Annotated in this window: 14 protein-coding genes and 1 other RNA gene; 9 read left to right on the top strand and 6 right to left on the bottom strand. The window is 42.1% G+C overall.

Annotated elements, in window-relative coordinates:
• Positions 1-86: 86 nt before the first annotated feature.
• Together DBT49_RS05785 and DBT49_RS05780 are read right to left on the bottom strand one after the other, a co-directional pair.
• Positions 87-1457 (bottom strand): FAD-dependent oxidoreductase, encoded by a 1371-nt coding sequence (locus tag DBT49_RS05785; protein WP_070560004.1) that lies wholly within the window; start codon positions 1455-1457, stop codon positions 87-89.
• Between the two features lie 313 nt (positions 1458-1770).
• Positions 1771-4494 carry a cation-translocating P-type ATPase gene (locus tag DBT49_RS05780; RefSeq protein ID WP_083300507.1) on the bottom strand — a complete coding sequence of 908 codons (2724 nt, stop codon included), beginning with the start codon at positions 4492-4494 and terminating at the stop codon, positions 1771-1773.
• A gap of 341 nt (positions 4495-4835) precedes the next feature.
• On the opposite strand from DBT49_RS05780, the gene DBT49_RS05775 reads away from it, so the two are divergent.
• Positions 4836-6986, top strand: a complete 2151-nt coding sequence (locus tag DBT49_RS05775) for a Tex family protein (RefSeq protein WP_070560007.1) — start codon at positions 4836-4838, stop codon at positions 6984-6986.
• 88 nt (positions 6987-7074) lie between these two features.
• Positions 7075-7518, top strand: coding sequence for a SprT family protein (locus DBT49_RS05770; RefSeq protein ID WP_070560011.1), 444 nt, complete (start codon positions 7075-7077; stop codon positions 7516-7518).
• Positions 7519-7567: 49 nt separating this feature from the next.
• Here DBT49_RS05770 and DBT49_RS05765 read toward each other — a convergent pair whose 3' ends face one another.
• Positions 7568-8536, bottom strand: coding sequence for an L-lactate dehydrogenase (locus tag DBT49_RS05765; protein WP_111872359.1), 969 nt, complete (start codon positions 8534-8536; stop codon positions 7568-7570).
• 450 nt (positions 8537-8986) lie between these two features.
• Between DBT49_RS05765 and DBT49_RS05760 the strand changes: the two genes are divergently transcribed.
• The 4 genes from DBT49_RS05760 to DBT49_RS05745 all read left to right on the top strand — a co-directional run bounded on the left by DBT49_RS05760 (position 8987) and on the right by DBT49_RS05745 (position 14496).
• Positions 8987-10177, top strand: a complete 1191-nt coding sequence (locus DBT49_RS05760; protein WP_070560013.1) for an acetate/propionate family kinase — start codon at positions 8987-8989, stop codon at positions 10175-10177.
• A 204-nt stretch (positions 10178-10381) separates the two neighbouring features.
• A complete protein-coding gene (gene glpK / locus DBT49_RS05755; RefSeq protein WP_070560016.1) occupies positions 10382-11893 on the top strand; it encodes a glycerol kinase GlpK in 1512 nt (503 codons plus the stop codon).
• A gap of 24 nt (positions 11894-11917) precedes the next feature.
• Complete coding sequence (gene glpO / locus DBT49_RS05750) at positions 11918-13756, top strand: type 1 glycerol-3-phosphate oxidase (RefSeq protein ID WP_070560018.1); 1839 nt, start codon at positions 11918-11920, stop codon at positions 13754-13756.
• A gap of 32 nt (positions 13757-13788) precedes the next feature.
• Entirely contained in the window at positions 13789-14496 is a 708-nt protein-coding gene (locus DBT49_RS05745; RefSeq protein WP_070560020.1) for an MIP/aquaporin family protein, read from the top strand.
• A gap of 83 nt (positions 14497-14579) precedes the next feature.
• Here DBT49_RS05745 and DBT49_RS05740 read toward each other — a convergent pair whose 3' ends face one another.
• From DBT49_RS05740 to DBT49_RS05730, 3 genes are all read right to left on the bottom strand, one after another.
• The gene (locus DBT49_RS05740; RefSeq protein WP_013669804.1) at positions 14580-15056 is read right to left on the bottom strand and encodes a universal stress protein; all 477 of its coding nucleotides are present in this window, start codon (positions 15054-15056) and stop codon (positions 14580-14582) included.
• A 139-nt stretch (positions 15057-15195) separates the two neighbouring features.
• Positions 15196-15378: non-coding RNA, 6S RNA (ssrS, locus tag DBT49_RS05735), on the bottom strand.
• A 94-nt stretch (positions 15379-15472) separates the two neighbouring features.
• The gene (locus DBT49_RS05730) at positions 15473-16717 is read right to left on the bottom strand and encodes a replication-associated recombination protein A (RefSeq protein ID WP_070560349.1); all 1245 of its coding nucleotides are present in this window, start codon (positions 16715-16717) and stop codon (positions 15473-15475) included.
• Positions 16718-16887: 170 nt separating this feature from the next.
• On the opposite strand from DBT49_RS05730, the gene DBT49_RS05725 reads away from it, so the two are divergent.
• The 3 genes from DBT49_RS05725 to mnmA all read left to right on the top strand — a co-directional run bounded on the left by DBT49_RS05725 (position 16888) and on the right by mnmA (position 19712).
• Complete coding sequence (locus DBT49_RS05725) at positions 16888-18012, top strand: cysteine desulfurase family protein (protein WP_070560023.1); 1125 nt, start codon at positions 16888-16890, stop codon at positions 18010-18012.
• Positions 18013-18043: 31 nt separating this feature from the next.
• Positions 18044-18391, top strand: a complete 348-nt coding sequence (locus DBT49_RS05720; protein ID WP_070560025.1) for a DUF1831 domain-containing protein — start codon at positions 18044-18046, stop codon at positions 18389-18391.
• A 196-nt stretch (positions 18392-18587) separates the two neighbouring features.
• A complete protein-coding gene (mnmA, locus tag DBT49_RS05715; protein WP_083300509.1) occupies positions 18588-19712 on the top strand; it encodes a tRNA 2-thiouridine(34) synthase MnmA in 1125 nt (374 codons plus the stop codon).
• The last annotated feature ends 74 nt before the right edge of the window (positions 19713-19786 follow it).

Here is a 19786-nt window from a genome sequence, read left to right as displayed (position 1 = left end):
TGTGGTTGCTTGTCTTGCGCTTGGAACAAATATAAAAAAGGCAGGGCTCAAAACCCTGCCTTTCAATTTATTTAGAACTACTTCAATTACATAAATAACATTTTATCGGATCCGTAGGTACGTCCTAAAGCTTGCATTGCTAAGACGTTGATTGGATGCCATGGGCCATCAAATTCTGGTTGGAAGAAGAAGTCTTGGGCTTCAAGTTCTTCTAAAGTCATCTTATGATCAATGACAACTGACATAATGTTACCTAATTCGCCAACACTGCCTTTTGACATGAATTGGGCACCGAGCACAACATGAGACTCTTTGTCAAAGTTGATTTGCATGTAGACAGTGTTATTGTCGTCATTTAATTCAGTAAAGAAGGTTGGGCGTAAGCGAGCGGTGACATACTTACTATCCACTTCACCATCATACCAGTCGGCATTAGAATCTTTGATTCCTGAAGTAGAGAATTCATAGTCGAATAAGTGAAGACCAGAAGTCCCTGAGACTGGACGAATCGTTGCTTCTTCACCTAAAGCATTTTTAGCTGCGACAATGCCTTGGCGACGAGCGGTAGAAGCTAAAGCATAGGAAACTTTCTTACCTGTTGGGCTAAATGGTACTAGAGTAGCATCCCCAGCAGCGTAAACGTCTTTTACTGAAGTTTCATGTTTTTCATTGACTTCAATAAAGCCTTTTTGGTCCATATCAACTAAACCTTCTAACCATTTGGTATTAGGTTTGATACCGATAGAAACAATCACGGTGTCAGCTTCATATGTATTCTTGTCAGTAACGACTGCACTGACTTTACCATCCTTAGTTTCGAAGGATTGTACCCCTTCACCACCATGGAAGGTTAAACCGTGAGATTCAGCATTCTTGGTTAAGATATCAGTAAATTCTTCATCTAAGTAGGTGGGTAAGATACGGTCTTGGAAGTCAATGACTGTGGTGTCAATTCCTGCTAGGGCATAAGCTTCAGCCGCTTCAATCCCAATATAACCACCACCGACAACGACAACTTTCTTAGCATCTTTCATACGGTCATGAACTTTTTGTGCCCAGTCACGACCACGGAGATAAAAGACATTTTCAGCGTCAACGCCGTCAACAGGTAGAGGGGTTGGGATGGCACCAGGGGAGAGGATTAACTTGTCATAGTCATCTGTCCGTTCACCTTCTGAGGTTTTAACGGTAACCGTCTTAGCGTCGCCATCAAAGGAAACGACTTCGGTATTAACCATGATATTAATGCCTTGTTCTTTGTATGAAGCTTCATTAGCGTAATGTAAGTCATCTAACGATTCGGATTCGCCTTCTAAGTAGGATTGGATCCCACAAGATAGGAAGGAAGCGGTTGAACCTGCTTCATATAAATTAATTTCTGCATCTGGTTGCGCTTCAAGAATAGTTTGAGCGGCTTCATAACCAGCATGCGATGTACCAACAATAGCGTATTTCATTGATATACCTCCATTTTTTATCAGCCTTTAGAAGCTGATTAACTTTTTAAGTAAAACAAACTTACTCTGACGTAAAATTTTACCTACAAGTTTAGTCTATACCTAATTAGTCAATGGGCTAAATGAAATGCTCATGATTCAGTTAAAAACCCAAAACCTGCTATGACAAGGGTTGAAATAATACAAAAAATGTATTTAATTGATAAATGATAGTTAATAATTTTTGCTAATTATTAAGAGTTAAAGAAAAAACGAGGCTTGAGATTGTTTAAAATCATAGCCTCGTTTTTATTAGTCACTTGTAATAGTCAGTTTATTGTTTTTTGTTCTCTTCCCAATTCTCTGCTAGTCCAGTGGAACGTAGAATGAATTTCACAATTTCTACGTAAACAATAATGGAAAGTGAAGCGAGAATGACTACTGTCCACATCATTGGCGCATTAGGGTCACCAACCAAATGCACAGTTCCGAAGGCATCATTTAGGCCTGGAACAAAGACAGTAATAAGGAGGAGGGCAGCCGATGCAATCGTTGCAATGTTTAACCACTTATTAGCAAAGGGATTGCTTTGGAATAGGGATTTGTGAACGGAACGACTGTTGTAGGCATGGGCTAATTGAATGAACGACAAGGTTAAGAATGCCATGGCTTCTGCATCTGGTAATTCAAAGCCCAGACGATATTTAGCTAGCCAGAAGACAAAGAGAGTAATCCCACCTTCGTAAATCCCTTGGTAGATAATGGCTGGTAAAACACCACCGGACAAGAGGTTAGTCTTACGTCCCCTTGGTTTATGTTCCATCACGTCAGCTTCAGGACCTTCAAGACCTAGGGCAATGGCTGGGAAAGTATCGGTCACTAAGTTAATCCATAAGATATGGATAGGTTCTAGAATTTGCCAGCCTAGGATAGTAGCGATGAAGAGGGTCATCACCTCTCCTAAGTTCGCTGATAGGAGGAATTGAACCGCTTTTTGAATGTTGGCAAAGACCTTACGTCCTTCTTCAACCGCGGTAACAATGGTCGCAAAGTTGTCATCGGCCAGGACCATGTCCGAAGCCCCTTTAGACACTTCAGTCCCTGTAATCCCCATACCAATACCGATATCGGCTTGTTTTAAAGAAGGCGCATCGTTAACCCCATCACCGGTCATGGCAACGACTTTATTATGGGTTTTTGATTGCCAGGCTTTAACAATTCGTACCTTATGTTCAGGAGCTACCCGGGCGTAAACAGAGAATTGTTCCACTTTATCGGCTAACTCTTCATCGGAGATGGTATCTAAGTAAGCTCCGGTAGTTACAGCACTCTCATCATTACTGTCGTCAATAATTCCTAAACGTTCAGCAATGGCTGCAGCCGTAATTTGGTGGTCACCAGTAATCATCACAGTCCGGATACCTGCATCCTTAGCAGTAGCGATGGAAGCTTTAGCCTCTGGACGTTCAGGGTCAATTTCTCCGACCATACCAGCATAAATCAAGCCACGCTCATGTTCTTCGCTAGTATATTCATCAGCTTCTTGGTCTAAGAACTTAAAGGCCATCGCTAAAACCCGTAGTGCTTGACGAGCCATACTGTTGTTAGCGTCTAAGAGTTTTTGACGGTAGTCTTCCGTCATTTCTTTAATTTCGCCATTGTCATAGTAATAATCACAGTTAGCAATCAAGACATCAGGAGCCCCTTTTGTCATCACTGTAAATTGACCTCTATCTTGGTGGTCAGGTGCAGTTGGATGGACGGTGGTTGACATTTTCCGTTCTGAATCGAATGGAATTTCACCAACCCGAGGTTGTTCATTTAGTAATGCTTTGACATCAAAGTCCTTATCGAGAGCAAATTGAATCATAGCGGTTTCGGTTGGGTCACCAGAAAGATCGCCATTGTTGGTTAGGGTGGAGTCATTATCCATGACCATTACCTTAAAGACTGGTTCCTTGAAATCAATTTGGTCAGAAGCGTCATGGAGTTCACCATTATAGTATACCTTTTCGATGGTCATCTTGTTTTGGGTTAAGGTACCGGTCTTATCGGAACAGATAACTTCAGTTCCCCCTAAGGTTTCCACTGCTGGAAGTTTTCTCACTAGGGCATTGCGGTCAGCCATTTTTTGGGTGCCTAAGGCTAAAATAATGGTTGAAATTGCTGGCAAGCCTTCAGGTAGGGCAGCAACAGCAATGGAGATTGAGACCAGTAACATTTCAACCCAGTCATAAGTTTCCATGAAGAGGCCAATCACGAAAATTAAGACAGCGATAATAACAATGGCCCAAGTTAAGAACTTGGTCAGGTCATTCATATCTTCTTTAAGTGGGGTTAATTTTTCGTCGGATTCTTCAATCATGGTTGCGATATGGCCCACTTCGGTATCCATAGCAGTCGCCACCACGATCCCTTGACCACGGCCATAGGTGACATTCGTTGATGAGAAGGCCATGTTCAACCGGTCACCTAAAGCGGCGTCTTCCGGAACGGTTTCTAGGGATTTAGTTACTGGAACCGATTCACCGGTTAGGGCAGCTTCTTCAATTTGTAAGGAATTGACTTCAGTTAAGCGCAGGTCTGCAGGAACGACATCCCCAGCTTCTAAGACGACAATATCACCTACAACGATTTCGCGTGAGTCAATCTTGATCGAGTCGCCATCACGAATAACATGGGCTTGGGGGGATGACATATCCTTTAAGGAAGCAATTGCGTCTTCCGCCTTGTTTTCTTGGATAACTCCCAAGATGGCATTAATTAATACCACTGCTAAAATAATAATAGCATCCACCATGCCTTCAACACCTTCAAGTACAACAGATAGGGCTGCTGCAATTAAAAGGATAATAATCATGGCATCTTTGAATTGATCAAAGAATTTTTGTAGGGTGGTCCGGTTTTCCCCTTCTTGAATCTCATTAGGACCATTTTTTTCTAAGCGGGACTTAGCTTCTGATGAGCTTAGCCCACTTTGCCGTGAGGTTTGTAGAGTATTTTCTACTTGGTCAACTTCTTGAACAAAGAAATTACTCTTATCACGAGTCTCTACCATTAATTTCACTCCTCCAATATAAATATTTATCATAGTAGTAAAAAAGACTTATACTACATTTCTGTAGCATAAGTCTCACCATTTAAGATAGCACCAGCAGGGCCTCTGCTTGATTACTGTTGTTGATACTATCGCAGCGAACTGCTGGTTACTCCCTTATGTGCTTTTACACTAAGCTATGCAATTATTATAAGCTAAAGGCGCCTTTATTTCAATTGCCAGCTCTAGAGAAAGTCTTGAATGATTGGGCATAATCGCTCAGTGATCGCTAGAACAGATAAAAGCCATGGACAAGAAGGGCAAGTCAAGTTATAGTAAATAGGTTGAAAAGGGGGAGCTTTATGACTAATCAATTAATCGAAAACTTGCAGCAAGAACTGCCCGATTATAAAAGCTATCAAATTGAAAATGTAATTACTATGCTTAATGAAGGCAATACGGTACCCTTCATTGCCCGCTACCGTAAAGAAAGAACCGGCTCCTTAGATGAGGTAGCCATTCAATCGATTCAGGAGGCCTATGAATACCAAGAACATTTAGAAGAACGTAAAGAGACTATTATTAAAGCCGTTGATGAGCAGGGCAAATTAACTGATGCCTTAAAGAAGGAAATTCTAGAAGCCGACCAATTACAGGCCTTGGAAGACTTATATGCTCCCTATAAGAAGAAACGGCGGACTAAGGCCACCAAGGCTAAAGAGCAGGGCTTAGAGCCTCTAGCGGACTGGTTGAAGACAAACCCAGTCTCCGGGGCGATTGAAGAAGAAGCTGAAAAATATATCAATGACCAGGTAGATTCGGGAGAAGAAGCTTTAGCCGGAGCCCACGAGATCTTGTGTGAATGGATTAGTGAAGTGGCTAAGTATCGTTCCCATAGCCGGCAATATGTCTGGGCAAAAGGCTATTTAGCTAGTAAAAAGCGGGCCCAAGCTGAAGATGAAAAAGAAACCTATGCAATTTATTATGACTTTGTTGCCCCGCTAAGTGAGCTCAAATCTTACCAGGTCCTAGCGATTAACCGGGCCGAAAAAGAAAAAGTGGTCAGCGTTTCTTTAGATATTAAGACCGAGCCTTTGATACAAGCAATCAGTGCAGATTTAATTGTTAAAGATTCAATCGCTGCCCCTCTGCTAGAAAAGGCTATCGAAGATAGTCTGGATCGTTTTCTTTTGCCACAAGCCTTTCGGGCCATTCGAACTCAAGTCACAGAAGCAGCGGAAGACCATGCCATTGATAATTTTAGTGAAAACTTGAAAAATCTATTGATGCAACAGCCTTTAAAGGGGCAAGTCGTCCTGGGATGGGATCCAGCCTATCGTACGGGCTGCAAGCTGGCCGTATTAGATGAAACTGGTCAGGTTTTGGACAAAACCGTGGTTTATCCTACTCCGCCACATAATAAAAAGGAAGCTGCAGCAAAGACGGTCACAGACTTGATTGAAAAATATCACATTGGCATTATTGCGATTGGTAATGGGACAGCCAGCCGGGAATCGGAAGAATTTGTCGCCCAAATGATCCAAGACAATCAGTTAAGTTGTCGCTATACCATAGTTAGCGAGAGTGGTGCCTCAGTTTACTCAGCTAGTGAAATTGCCCGTAAAGAATTTCCTGATTATCAAGTAGAAGAACGCTCAGCAGTAAGTATTGGTCGTCGCTTGCAGGATCCTCTGGCAGAATTGGTCAAAATTGACCCTAAAGCAATCGGTGTGGGTCAGTACCAACATGACGTGAACCAGACCAAATTAAATGACCAATTAGATTTTACCGTTGAATTAGTGGTAAACCGGGTAGGCGTAGAGCTAAATACCGCTTCAGCCTCACTCTTAAGTCACGTGGCTGGTCTAACCAAGACGGTGGCTAAGAATATCGTGACTTATCGAAACGAAAACGGGAAATTTGAATCCCGCAAGGACTTACATGATGTCCCTCGTTTGGGACCAAAAGCCTTTGAACAAGCAGCCGGTTTTTTACGGATTGCGGAAGGAAAGAATATCCTCGATAATACCGGTATCCACCCTGAGTCTTATGCCGTAACTGAAGCCATCCTAGCTGCTGATAACATTGACCCGAATACTATTAGAGATGATGACGTCCATTTAAAAATTAAAAATTGGAACATTAATCGTCTCTGTCAACAATATGATATAGGTCGAGAAACCCTAAAAGACATCCAAAAAGCGCTCTTAGTTCCAGGGCGTGACCCCCGTAGTCAAGTGGCAGGCCCAGTGCTGCGCCAGGATGTCGTCCAACTAGAAGACCTCAAGCCAGGCATGGCCTTACAAGGGACGGTTCGCAATGTGGTCGATTTTGGCGCCTTTGTTGATATAGGGGTTAAGCAAGATGGTTTGGTTCATATTTCAAAAATGAGTCATCATTTTGTCAAAGATCCCCAAGCTGTCGTTTCGGTCGGAGATATCGTTGACGTTTGGGTAGATTCCGTGGACGTTCAAAAAGGGCGCATTGGCCTAACAATGTTAGCACCTCAATAAGGTGTTGAGGGTTTGAGATATTTCTTTCCAGAATGAGAGGCATCAAGAAATTTCTTTTAAGTCGAGGGCCTTAAGAAAGGAAAGTAAAATGAAAGAGCGAGACTTAGAACACTTAGTTAGAGAAATTGCGGCCCAAAATTTTGCTTTTTCCTTTCAGGGACAGGTGACTTGGAATCCGCGCTTGCGCACGACAGGAGGACGGTTCATTCCCCGTCAAGATCGTTTAGAATTCAATCCCAAAGTCTTAGAAATTTTAGGAAAAGATACTTTAATAGGAATCATTAAGCATGAGCTTTGTCATTATTATTTATTTCATAGGGGGCAGCCCTACCAGCATAAAGATAAGGCCTTTAAAGACTTACTTAAATCAGTTGATGGCTTACGCTTTACGCCAGCTTTAGAGGATAATGTCCCCAGATATATTTATCGTTGTAAGCGCTGCGGTCAAAAATATTATCGTCAGCGAAGGATGAATATAAAAAAATACGCTTGTGGGAAATGTCGAGGGCCCATAAGTCTCATCGATCGCTAAAAAAGAGCGTTGGGAAAACCCAGCGCTCTTTTAACTGCTTTGTGAGTCACTACTGATCTTCTAATTTTGCAAAGGAATCTTCGATAATCTTACGCATCGCGTTGGCTGAATTATCCATGAAACCTTGTTCACGTTCGGTTAATTCTAATTCAATCACTTGTTCAATCCCTTGACTACCTATAATCGCAGGCGTACCAATATAGATATCGTCTTGTTGGTAGTTATCTTCAAGCAGGGCTGAAACGGGTAGGGTAGCTCGTTCATTATTCAAAATAGCCCGACAGATACGGTTGATACAACTACCAATCCCATAATAGGTAGCTCCTTTACCGTTAATAATGTCATAGGCCTTATTTCTTACATAGTCGGTGATTTCATCTTGTCGGGCTTGTTGGTCAAGGCGGTTATCGCTGGTAGCAAATTTTTCAATGGGTTGGCCACCAACAAGAACGTGAGACCAAGCACCAAATTCTGTATCCCCATGCTCACCGAGGATATAAGCAGTCACATCACGAGGATCGACATCTAGGGCCTTGGCAATTTCAACTCTAAAGCGGGCGCTATCGAGTGAGGTGCCGGTACCGATGACTTTTTCACTTGGGAAACCAGAGAATTTCCAAGTGGCGTAAGTTAAGATATCAACTGGATTGGAAGCTACTACAAAAATCCCATCAAAACCGAAGTCGACCACTTGACCGACCATGTCTTTGAAGATAGGTAAATTTTTGTCGACTAAGTCGAGACGGGTTTCTCCACCTGGTTTTTGAGGAATACCAGCAGTAAAGACAACAATATCGGCATCCTTACAGTCTTCGTAAGTCGCTTGGAAGATGTGTTTACGCGGAGAGAAAGGTGTAGCGTCTTCCAAATCAAGAACATCACCATAGACCTTGTCCTGATTGATATCGATGATACCTAGTTCACGGCCAACACCAGTAATGACATTGTGGTAAGCAAAAGCTGAGCCGACAGAACCATCACCGATTAGAATAATTTTAGCATCATGAATTTCTGACATACAATTCCTCCTATCATGAATTTATGAATAATATAGCTATATATTATCTAAAAATGGTTAACCTACACTTATAATGTAACCGTTTGCAGAAGTTTTTACAAGTTTATTTAATTTTTTTATTATTATTTTCTCAGAATAATGAAAAATACTTTAGCAAGAGCTTGATCACTTAAGCTATAGAGGCTGCCTGCTTGCTAGAGATTGAGCGATTTCCGTCTAGGCAAAATTTCCTTTATTTTCAGGCGGACTTATTTGCCAATTTCAGGCCTAATCGTTATAGTAAACGTGTAGGAAAGCTATTTTTCCTATAATCTAGGTTAATCTGCTATAAGTGATTAGCTATTGTTCTAGGAGATATTTACTAGGGCAATTCCTGTATTTATAGCAATGTAAGCGCCTATTTTATGATAAAATAAGCTTGTGTAAAATATCTAAAAAAGGAGTTCATATATGTCTAAAGTATTTGCTTTAAATGCTGGATCATCCAGTTTAAAATTCTCAATTTATGAAATACCTAGTGAAGAAGTTGTTGCTTCTGGTGTGATTGACCGTATTGGTCTAGGTGATTCTAACATTACCATTAAATATAATGGTGAAAAACATCAAGACGTTAAAGACGTGATGGATCATGACCAAGCAACTAAAACTTTATTAGATAAGTTAGAAAGCTTGAATATCATTGAAGATTACGATGAAATTGCTGGTACCGGTCACCGTGTTGTAGCCGGTGGTGAAAGATTCAAGGAATCAGCACTGATTGATGAAGAAGGCCTTAAAACGATCGAAGACCTTAGTGAATATGCCCCCTTGCATAATCCTGCTGAAGCCCAAGTCATTCGTGCCTTCCAAGAATTGCTTCCTGGCAAACCTGCTGTTGCTGCCTTTGATACTTCATTCCATACAACTATGCCTGAAAAAGCATATCTTTATGGAACTCCTTATGAATACTATGAAAAATATGGTGCTCGCCGTTACGGGGCTCACGGAACCTCACATAAATACGTTTCCCAACGTGCTGCAGAATTAATGGACAAATCCGTCGAAGAAGTTAACATCATTACCTGCCATATTGGTAATGGGGCTTCAATTACCGCTGTTCAAGGCGGCCAATCCATTGACACGTCCATGGGCTTTACCCCAGTAGCAGGGGTTGTTATGGGAACCCGTTCAGGTGATGTCGATCCTTCTTTACTGGAATTTGTTATGCGTAAAGAAAATCTAAGCATGGAAGAAATGCTTGCCGTTCTTAATAATAAATCTGGTTTATTAGGCATATCAGGGGTATCTTCTGACATGCGCGACGTTGAAGCAGCTGCTGACCAAGGTAATGAACGGGCAAAAATTGCCTTAGAGGTTTATGTCAATGCAGTTAAACGTTACATCGGTTCCTACTTATTCGAATTAAATGGAGCGGATGCCATTGTCTTTACAGCTGGTGTGGGGGAAAATTCTCCAGAATTCCGTCAAGCAGTCCTAGAAAATACTGATAGACTAGGTATTGAATTAGACAAGGAACGTAACGAATCGGTTGAAGAAGGCTTAATTTCAACCGATGATTCTAAAGTAAAAGTCTTTGTCATTCCAACAGATGAAGAATTAATGATCGTTCGTGATACGGTGCGATTAGGAAATATTAAATAAGCAAAATGACTTCAAGCAAGTGGCTAGGGCTGCTTGCTTTTTTTATTGTCTCCTGAGCAAAAAAACATTATTGTTTTTAAAATTTGCCTTTATTGAGCTTTCATAAGAAAAATTCCAGTGATAAAAACAATTTACTGTACAAAATGTAATCGCTTTCACTATAATGACCCTAGTTGGTGTTTTCAGCTAAAAGGAGGCTGTGAAATGGAAGAATACATTTTAGCAATAGACCAGGGAACAACAAGTACACGAGCCGTGATTTATAATCACCAAGGAGAAAGTATCGGTTCCTATCAAAAGGAATTTGACCAAATCTTTCCTAAGCCTGGTTGGGTGGAACACAATGCCAATCAAATTTGGAACTCTGTCCAGTCAGTCATTGCCGGAGCCTTTATTGAGACGGGAATTAAGCCGAGTCAAATCAAAGGGATTGGGATAACCAATCAACGGGAAACGACGGTGATTTGGGACAAGGAAACTGGGCGTCCTATTTACAATGCCATTGTCTGGCAATCGCGTCAAACCAGTAGTATAGCTGACCAACTCATAGCTGATGGCCATAAAGACATGATTCAAGAGAAAACAGGTTTAGTGGTTGACCCCTATTTTTCAGCGACTAAAATTCGTTGGATCTTAGACCAGGTCGATGGCGCTCAAGAGCGAGCAGAAAATGGAGAATTACTCTTTGGGACCATTGATACATGGATCGTCTGGAAATTAACCGACGGCGCTGTCCATGTGACGGATTATTCGAACGCTAGTCGGACCATGTTGTTCAACGTGAAGGATTTAGAATGGGACCAGGAAATCCTAGACTTATTAAATATCCCGCGTGAACTCCTGCCTGAAGTCAAATCCAATTCAGAAGTTTACGGCAAAACGATTCCTTTTCATTTTTATGGTGCGGAGGTTCCAATTTCTGGAATGGCGGGGGACCAACAAGCTGCCTTGTTTGGTCAACTTGCCTTAGAGCCAGGTATGGTGAAAAACACCTACGGCACGGGCGCCTTTATCATCATGAATATGGGGGCTGATTTTCAAGTCTCAGAGAACAATCTGTTGACTACTATTGCCTACGGGTTGAATGGAGAAGTCACTTATGCCCTAGAAGGGTCGATTTTTGTGGCCGGTTCAGCGATCCAATGGCTCAGAGACCAGATGGGTTTGATTGAGGACTCTCCTCAGTCAGAAGATCTGGCTAAACAATCTAAAGATGATGATGAGGTTTATGTGGTTCCTGCCTTTACAGGCCTCGGAGCCCCTCACTGGGATTCCAGGGCACGGGGAGCCGTATTTGGCCTCACCCGGGGAACGAACCGCAATGACTTTGTTAAGGCGACTTTGCAGTCTTTAGCCTATCAGACTCGGGATATTATCGATACCATGGAACTAGATACAGGCATTGATATTAACCTATTAAAGGTCGATGGCGGAGCTGCTATGAACGATTATCTCATGCAATTCCAAGCGGATATTCTAGGTATTGAAATTGCTCGGGCCAAAAACCTAGAAACTACTGCCTTAGGTGCTGCATATTTAGCTGGCTTAGCAGTAGACTTTTGGAAAGATACTGATGAATTGAAGAGTTTACAAAGTACTGGACAAAACTTTACCCCTTCAATGAATAATGCCCATAAAGAACAACTTTATCGTGGTTGGAAACAGGCAGTGAAAGCTACCCGCGTCTTTACAGCAGATGAAGAAGAAAGAGAATAAAGCTTATGATGGAGGTATTATCAGATGACATTTTCTGTTAAAAATAGACAACAAGCTCTGACCAAATTACAAGAACGTACCCTAGACTTATTGGTCATTGGCGGCGGAATTACTGGAGCAGGGGTAGCCTTGCAAGCAGCAGCGAGTGGTTTAGAAACCGGCTTAATCGAAATGCAAGATTTTGCGGAAGGCACCAGTAGTCGGTCCACCAAGCTAGTCCACGGTGGTATCCGCTATTTAAAAAACTTTGATGTGGAAGTGGTTGCCGATACGGTTAGTGAACGGGCAGTCGTTCAACAAATTGCCCCTCACATTCCTAAACCTGACCCGATGGTTATTCCCATCTACGATGAAGAGGGCGCTACTTTTACCATGTTTCGCTTGAAAGTAGCTATGGACCTCTATGATTCCTTAGCTGGGGTGAGCGATTCTAGCTATGCCAATACCGTTCTATCCAAAGAAGAAGTTCTCCAACATGTGCCAGGTTTAAAAGAAGAAGGCTTACAAGGTGGAGGCCAATATCTAGACTTTAACAATAGCGATATCCGTTTAGTGATTGAAAATATCAAAAGAGCCCACCAAGATGGTGCCCTGGTTGCTAGTCGAGTAGAAGCGATCGGCTATCTCTATGATCAAGAGGGCAAGATCAATGGCGTAAAGGCACTAGATCACTTAAGTAATGAAAGCTTTGATATTCACGCCCGCTATGTCATCAATACGACCGGACCATGGAGTGATGAAACCCGCAATCTCGATGAAGAAGACAACCGTATCGAAATGATGCGTCCTACTAAAGGGATTCACCTGGTTATTGATGCCAGCCGTTTAAAAGTCAGTCAGCCGGTTTACTTTGATTCGGGCTATGACGATGGTCGGATGATTTTTGTCATTCCTCGGGAAGACAAGACCTATTTTGGCACGACTGATACCGACTACACGGGTGATTACAAACATCCTGAAGTAGAGGCTGATGATGTTAACTATCTCATTGGAGCTGTCAACAATCGCTTCCCTGAGGCTAAGATAAGTATCGATGATATTGAGTCCTCCTGGGCCGGTTTAAGACCCCTAATCGCCGGGAACAGTGCCTCTGACTATAATGGTGGGGATTCAGGTAAAATTAACGACCAAAGTTTTGAGGATTTAATCGCGGTGGTTAAGGGCTATTTAAATGAAGAAAAGACCCGAGACCAGGTAGAACGGACTGTCGCTAACTTGGAAGGCTCCTTATCGGAAGAAACTCTAGACCCTTCTCAAGTATCACGGGGATCTAGTCTAGAACGTGATGAAAACGGCTTAATTACTCTCGCCGGCGGAAAAATTACTGACTACCGGAAGATGGCTGCCGGGGCTATGGAAAAAATTATTAAGCTCCTCAAAGAGGAACACGATAAATCCTTCCGCCTAATTAATTCAAAAACCTATCCTGTTTCTGGTGGGGAAATTAATCCGGCTAATATCGAAGGAGAGTTCTCCTCTTATGCTCAAATGGGGGTAAAACGAGGTTTATCTAAAGAAGAAGCTTATTATCTAGCAGCCTTTTACGGATCTAATGTCCCTAAGGTATATGCCTTAATTGACCAAGTGCCAGAGATTGAAGGCTTGTCTTTAGCTGAAACCATCATGCTTTATTATGCCCTAGAAGAGGAAATGGTTCTTACCCCTGTTGATTACTTTTTACGTCGGACCAACTACATGCTCTTCATGCGTGACCGCTTAGACCACTTACTTGAACCCGTCGTTCAAGCCATGAGTGATTATTTTGACTGGGATGATCAAAGTCGTCAAGCTTACCAAAAGGAATTAGAAGAAACACTGGCCAACAATGATCTTGTTGACTTAAAGAAGAAGGCTAATAGCTAATAAGATAACGTTTTGATAGAGGAGGAAGTAGGATGGCGACAGAAGTAATCGGTGAGTTTTTAGGGACACTCATTCTGGTCCTTTTAGGGGATGGGGTTTGTGCTAATGTCAATTTAGCACGGACCAAGGGACATAATGCCGGCTGGTTAACTATAACAATTGGCTGGGGCTTGGCGGTTATGGTGGCTGCCTATGCTTCAGGTTATTTAAGCCCAGCCCATCTGAATCCTGCAGTGACCATTGCCTTTGCGATTGAAGGTTCGACACCATGGTCCTCAGTGCCTGCCTATATTATTGGACAAATGCTAGGTGCTTTCTTAGGGGCAGTGATTTTATGGCTTCATTATCGGGATCATTTTAATGTAACAGAAGATCCTGACATGATATTAGGAAGCTTTGCTACCGCTCCTGAGATTTATGCACCAGCTAACAATTTAATCAGTGAGGCGATTGGCACCTTTATTTTAACTTTTGGAATCATGTCCTTTGCTCAAAATGACCTGGCTCCTGGTTTGTCTACTGCCTTGGTAGGGGGATTGATTGTCAGCATCGGGGCTTCCTTAGGAGGACCGACGGGATATGCGATTAATCCAGCCCGCGACTTAGGGCCTCGGATTGCCCATGCGATTTTACCAATCCCCCACAAGGGAGATTCAGACTGGTCATACGCTTGGGTACCCGTTGTCGGACCCATCATTGGTGGTGTGTTAGCTGCCATTGTCTTTCAGTGGATACCCTAATGATTAGTAATAAGTAAAAGTATCATGAGCAGTTAAAAAAGGCCTCACTTCAAGGAGTGAGGCCTTTTAATTACTCTTAGTTTTTATGCTTTCTTCCCTTTTTCATGTTTCACATTGTCTAAGTCGGTTCTTACCACTAAGACATCACAATTAGCGTTACGGATGACGTATTCTGAAACAGAACCAATGAAGAGGCGTTCCACAGCGTTTAGTCCCGTTGCACCAATCATGATTAAATCAGCATGGTATTCTTTGGAAAGTTCTTTAGCAATTTGAACCTTTGGTGAACCATAATCAATGACGGTTTGGATTTCTTTTACGCCTTTTTCCGATGCATACTTCTTGTAGTCATTAAGTAATTCTTTAGCTTGTTTGACTAATTCATCGGATAGGGTGCCTTCGTAACCAGTAGTCGTTTGAATCGAGCGTGTATCAACGATATGGGTAATGATTAATTCAGCGTCATTACGTAAGGCAACTTCTACCGCTTTTTTGAAGGCTAATTCAGCTTCATCGGAACCATCCACAGGTGTCAATATATGTTCGTAATTCTTATACATAAGGATCCCTCACTTTCTTTTTCTCTCTATAGCTATTATAGCATGAAAGCGGATAAAAAAATTAACTTTAAATAATATTCCTATTGAAAAAACCTAGGCTTTCACACCTAGGTTAAAAAATAATTCGATTATTTTTATGTAAGCCTCCAATGATACCGTGGAAATTCTATCTGTCTGAACCCGCGATATAGCAGGTGGGTTCCGGTATCCAACTTCAGTTGTCCACGTAATAGAGGCGTAACATCCATTGGAGCTCGCAGATCCCTAGATAGTAGTTGTTCGGTCAGCACATTTAAAAGATGCACGCATATCTTAGAGAACTTACATTACTATTAATTTAGCATGTCTAGGGCTTTTTGGCAAGCAGGAAAGCTTGAAGTGACAACATCTTATACTGGATTTATCGCTTATAAAAATTATTTTTGTTTTTCTCGCATTTGCCGCATTTGCTCTAAGGCTTGCTCATATTTGCCTGTTTGGCAGGCCTGGTAGTATTGCCTGTCCGACAAGGTTTCTGGTAAGTAATCTTGAGCGACCCAATGGTTGGGGTAATCGTGGGGAAACTTGTAAGCATTTCCTCTTCCCAATTTCTTAGCACCACTGTAGTGGGCATCACGGAGATGTTTGGGGATGACGCCAGCTTTTCCTGAACGAATATCTGCTAAGGCTTGATCAATGGCTTTGATGGCCGAATTGGATTTAGGGGATAGGGACAGGTCAATAATGGCATGAGCCAAAGGAATCCTGGCTTCCGGCAGTCCAATTTTCTGGGCAGCTTGGCAGGCAGTGACCGCCCGCTGACAGGCCTCTGGGTTAGCCAAACCAATATCCTCATAAGCGCATACCATTAAGCGCCGGCAGAGACTGTTCAAATCACCAGCTTCAATTAAACGGGCGGCGTAATGAAGGGCAGCGTTGACATCACTGCCACGAATGCTTTTTTGAAAGGCAGACACCACATCATAGTGCATGTCCCCATCTTCATCATGGTCAAAGGCCTTCTTTTGTAAACATTCCTCTGCTACGCCTAAGTCGATCAGAATTTTGCCTTCGGGATTCTCCTCAGTTGATAAAGCCGCTAGTTCTAATGCATTGAGAGCTGACCGTAAATCGCCATTGGAGTAATTGGCTAAGTAGTCCCTGGCCTCATTACTTAATTGAATAGGGTACTTGCCAAGGCCCCGCTCTTTATTTTCGAGGGCATGGTCAATAGCTACTTTGATTTGATCAGCTTCTAAAGGGTGAAGCTCAAAAATCTGTGTTCGCGACCGGATAGCAGGATTGATATTGATATAAGGGTTTTCGGTGGTTGCCCCGATTAGAATCAGTAGGCCGCTTTCTAAATGAGGCAGGAGAAAGTCTTGTTTTGTTTTATCCAGGCGGTGAATTTCATCTAACATTAAAATAAGACCGCCAGAAAACTTTGCTTCAGCCACGACTTCTTGTAGGGTCTTTTTATTATCTGTCGCCGCATTCAATTGCCGAAAACTTAACTTAGTAGAACCGGCAATCGCGCTAGCGATTGAGGTTTTACCAATACCAGGAGGCCCATATAAAATCATCGACCTTAACTGTTTCGCTTTAACCATCCGCCAGATGATCTTGCCAGGACCAACCAGGTGTTCTTGACCAACAACTTCTTCTAGGGTCTTCGGCCGCATTTTGTAGGCTAGGGGTGCTTGTTTATTCACACTGAAACTCCTTTCTAAGTACTTAATAACGTCAATCAGTATAACACATCCGTTTTTAAAAAGAGCGCTTTTGGCTTTTCCCCTGTTGTCTAGGACCAGATAGTGATACAATAGTGAAAAACAAGGGGGTAAGCGAACGAATGATCTATCTTGATTATGCAGCAACCACACCGATGACCCAACCAGTTATTGAGGCCATGAACCAAGCCATGCGTGAAAATTATGGTAATGCATCAAGTACCTACCGGATTGGTCGTCAATCACATGAACAATTGACTCGAGTAAGAGAGAATATAGCGGAGACGATTAATGCTCAGGCGGACGATATTATTTTTACCAGTGGGGCAACAGAATCTACTAATAGTGCCCTGATACAAACCGCAAAACGTTTAGCAAAGCAAGGCCGTCATATTATTACCACCGAAGCTGAACATCCTTCAAGTTACAAGACGGCAAAATATCTGGAAAAACAGGGATTTGAAGTGACTTTCTTGCCTTTCGATGAATATGGTCATATCTCAATTGAAGCCTTAAAGGATGCCATTAAAGATGATACCATTATGGTTTCAATTATTGCAGGGAATAACGAAGTTGGCTCTGTCCAAGATATCCAAGCCATTGGAGAGATTTGCCATGATCACCACTTATTCTTCTATACGGATGTGGTTCAAGCCTATCTCAACGTCCCTATTGATGTTGAAGCTATGCATATCGATGGCCTATGCGTATCTGCCCATAAATTCCATGGACCCAAGGGAGTCGGCTTTCTCTATTATCGTAATGCAGTGAGTGATTTTACCCCTTACCTAAGAGGGGGAGGCCAAGAACATGGCCATCGGGCCGGTACTGAAAATGTGCCTGGAATTGTGGCCATGGGTAAGGCCATTGAAATCGCCTACCAGGCTAGGGATGACCATCATCAAAAGCTGCTGGATTTAAGGAAATATTTTCTTAAAGAAGCTAAAGAACGGGGCCTAGGTTTCAAAATCAATGGTCCTAAGGAAGCTGAACTAGCCCATATTTTAAATATCTATTGGCCTAATCATCCTAGTGACCAAGTTCTGATTAAATTAGATTTAAAAGACGTTTATGTATCGGCTGGGTCAGCCTGCTCAGCTGGGTCGCTAGAACCGAGTCGGATTTTAGTGTCGATGTTTGGTGAAGAAAGCCCACGGATCAGTCAAAGCATTCGCATATCATTCGGTCAGCTGACCACAATTGAAGAAATCGATAAATTCTTAGACATTTTATTAAGCATTGCTTAGATATAGTGTAAACAAATTAAGGAGGAATGAAATGGCTTTTAAAGAAAAAGAACAATTAAAAGGAAGTCAAAAAACCTATCAAGTCCATCCTAACTGCAAGGCATATACTTTGCGGGACTATGGATTTACTTCCACTAAGGCAGGTAATTATCAAATTGAAATTTCTATTCGTCCAGAATTTCAAGCCAGTCACTATCTCTTATTAAAAGTACAAATTGATAAATCAGTGGATAAATTGCAAATGAACGTCACTAATAAGACGGGGCTGAAGGCGGTTAATGTTTACCAAAATTCCGATATGGCTGATTTAGCAAAACGCTTAGAGGAAATTTTAGCTGACTTAGTTGACAAGCAAGTCTTAGTAATCAGTGAAGACTAAAATTTGACATATAACCATTCTCCAAACTCAAGGACATTTGAAGATTTAATAAAAATTCAATCAAATGACTTGAGTTTTTTAGGTAAATTGTTATGATTACTACCTGGATAAGGCGATTGAGGCCTATCTAAGATTATCAACACAACAAAACGTGCGACCTTCAATCGTAAATTTTGTTAAGAAAGATGGTGATGTTGTGAGTGATAAGAAAAATAAAAAAGTTGTTTTAGGCATGAGTGGGGGAGTCGATTCCAGTGTTTCCGCGCTCTTGCTGAAAGAACAGGGATATGACGTCATTGGTATTTTCATGAAGAATTGGGATGACACTGATGAAAATGGCGTTTGTACAGCAACCGAAGATTACCGGGATGTACAAGCTGTAGCTAGTCAGATAGGTATTCCTTATTATTCAGTCAATTTTGAAAAAGAATACTGGGACCGCGTCTTCGAATACTTCCTCGATGAATATCGTCATGACCGTACCCCTAATCCTGACGTCATGTGTAATAAAGAGATTAAATTCAAGGCCTTCCTCGATTATGCTTTGGACCTAGGAGCAGATTACGTAGCTATGGGCCACTATGCTCGGGTGAGAACAAATGACCAAGGCGAAGTAGACTTGCTTCGTGGGGTGGATAGTAATAAGGACCAAACCTACTTCTTAAACCAATTGTCTCAAGAGCAATTACAACACGCGCTTTTTCCGATTGGCGAATTAGAAAAGTCGGAAGTGCGAAAAATTGCCGAAGACCATAACCTAAAAACGGCCCATAAAAAGGACTCCACCGGGGTCTGTTTTATTGGTGAGCGCGACTTTAATGCCTTCCTTTCCAATTACTTACCAGCTAAACCTGGTCTAATGAAAACCTTAGACGGCCAAGTGATGGCTGAGCATCATGGACTGATGTATTATACCATCGGTCAACGTAAGGGCTTGGGGATCGGAGGGACCAAGGTTGGTAATAATGAACCTTGGTTTGTTATCGGGAAGAACCAGGCTAAAAATGAACTCTATGTCGGCCAAGGATACCATCATCCCTTGCTTTATGCTGACTACTTATTAGCCAGTGAAGTTTCCTTTACCAGTGACCATTTCCCACGTGAAGACTTTACCTGCACCGCTAAGTTCCGTTACCGGCAAAAAGATATCCCAGTGAAAGTCAGCTTTTTGTCTGATGATCAGTTAAGGGTAGACTTTGAAGAGCCAGTTCGGGCTATTACACCAGGACAGTCGGTAGTTTTCTACCAAGGTGAAGTTTGTTTAGGGGGAGCAACCATTGACGCTGCCTATAAAGATGATAAAAAGTTACAATACCAATAATCAAATAGATGAATCATTTCTAAAAGCAGGCTATAAATTAGGATGATTTCAAGTTACAGCTGTAACTAGTTTTT

Origin of the sequence: Aerococcus mictus, assembly GCF_003286595.3 — a bacterium.
In the GTDB taxonomy this organism is placed as follows: domain Bacteria; phylum Bacillota; class Bacilli; order Lactobacillales; family Aerococcaceae; genus Aerococcus; species Aerococcus mictus.
Note: the sequence above shows the minus strand (reverse complement) of the source record. Positions and strands in the feature narration are given on the sequence as shown.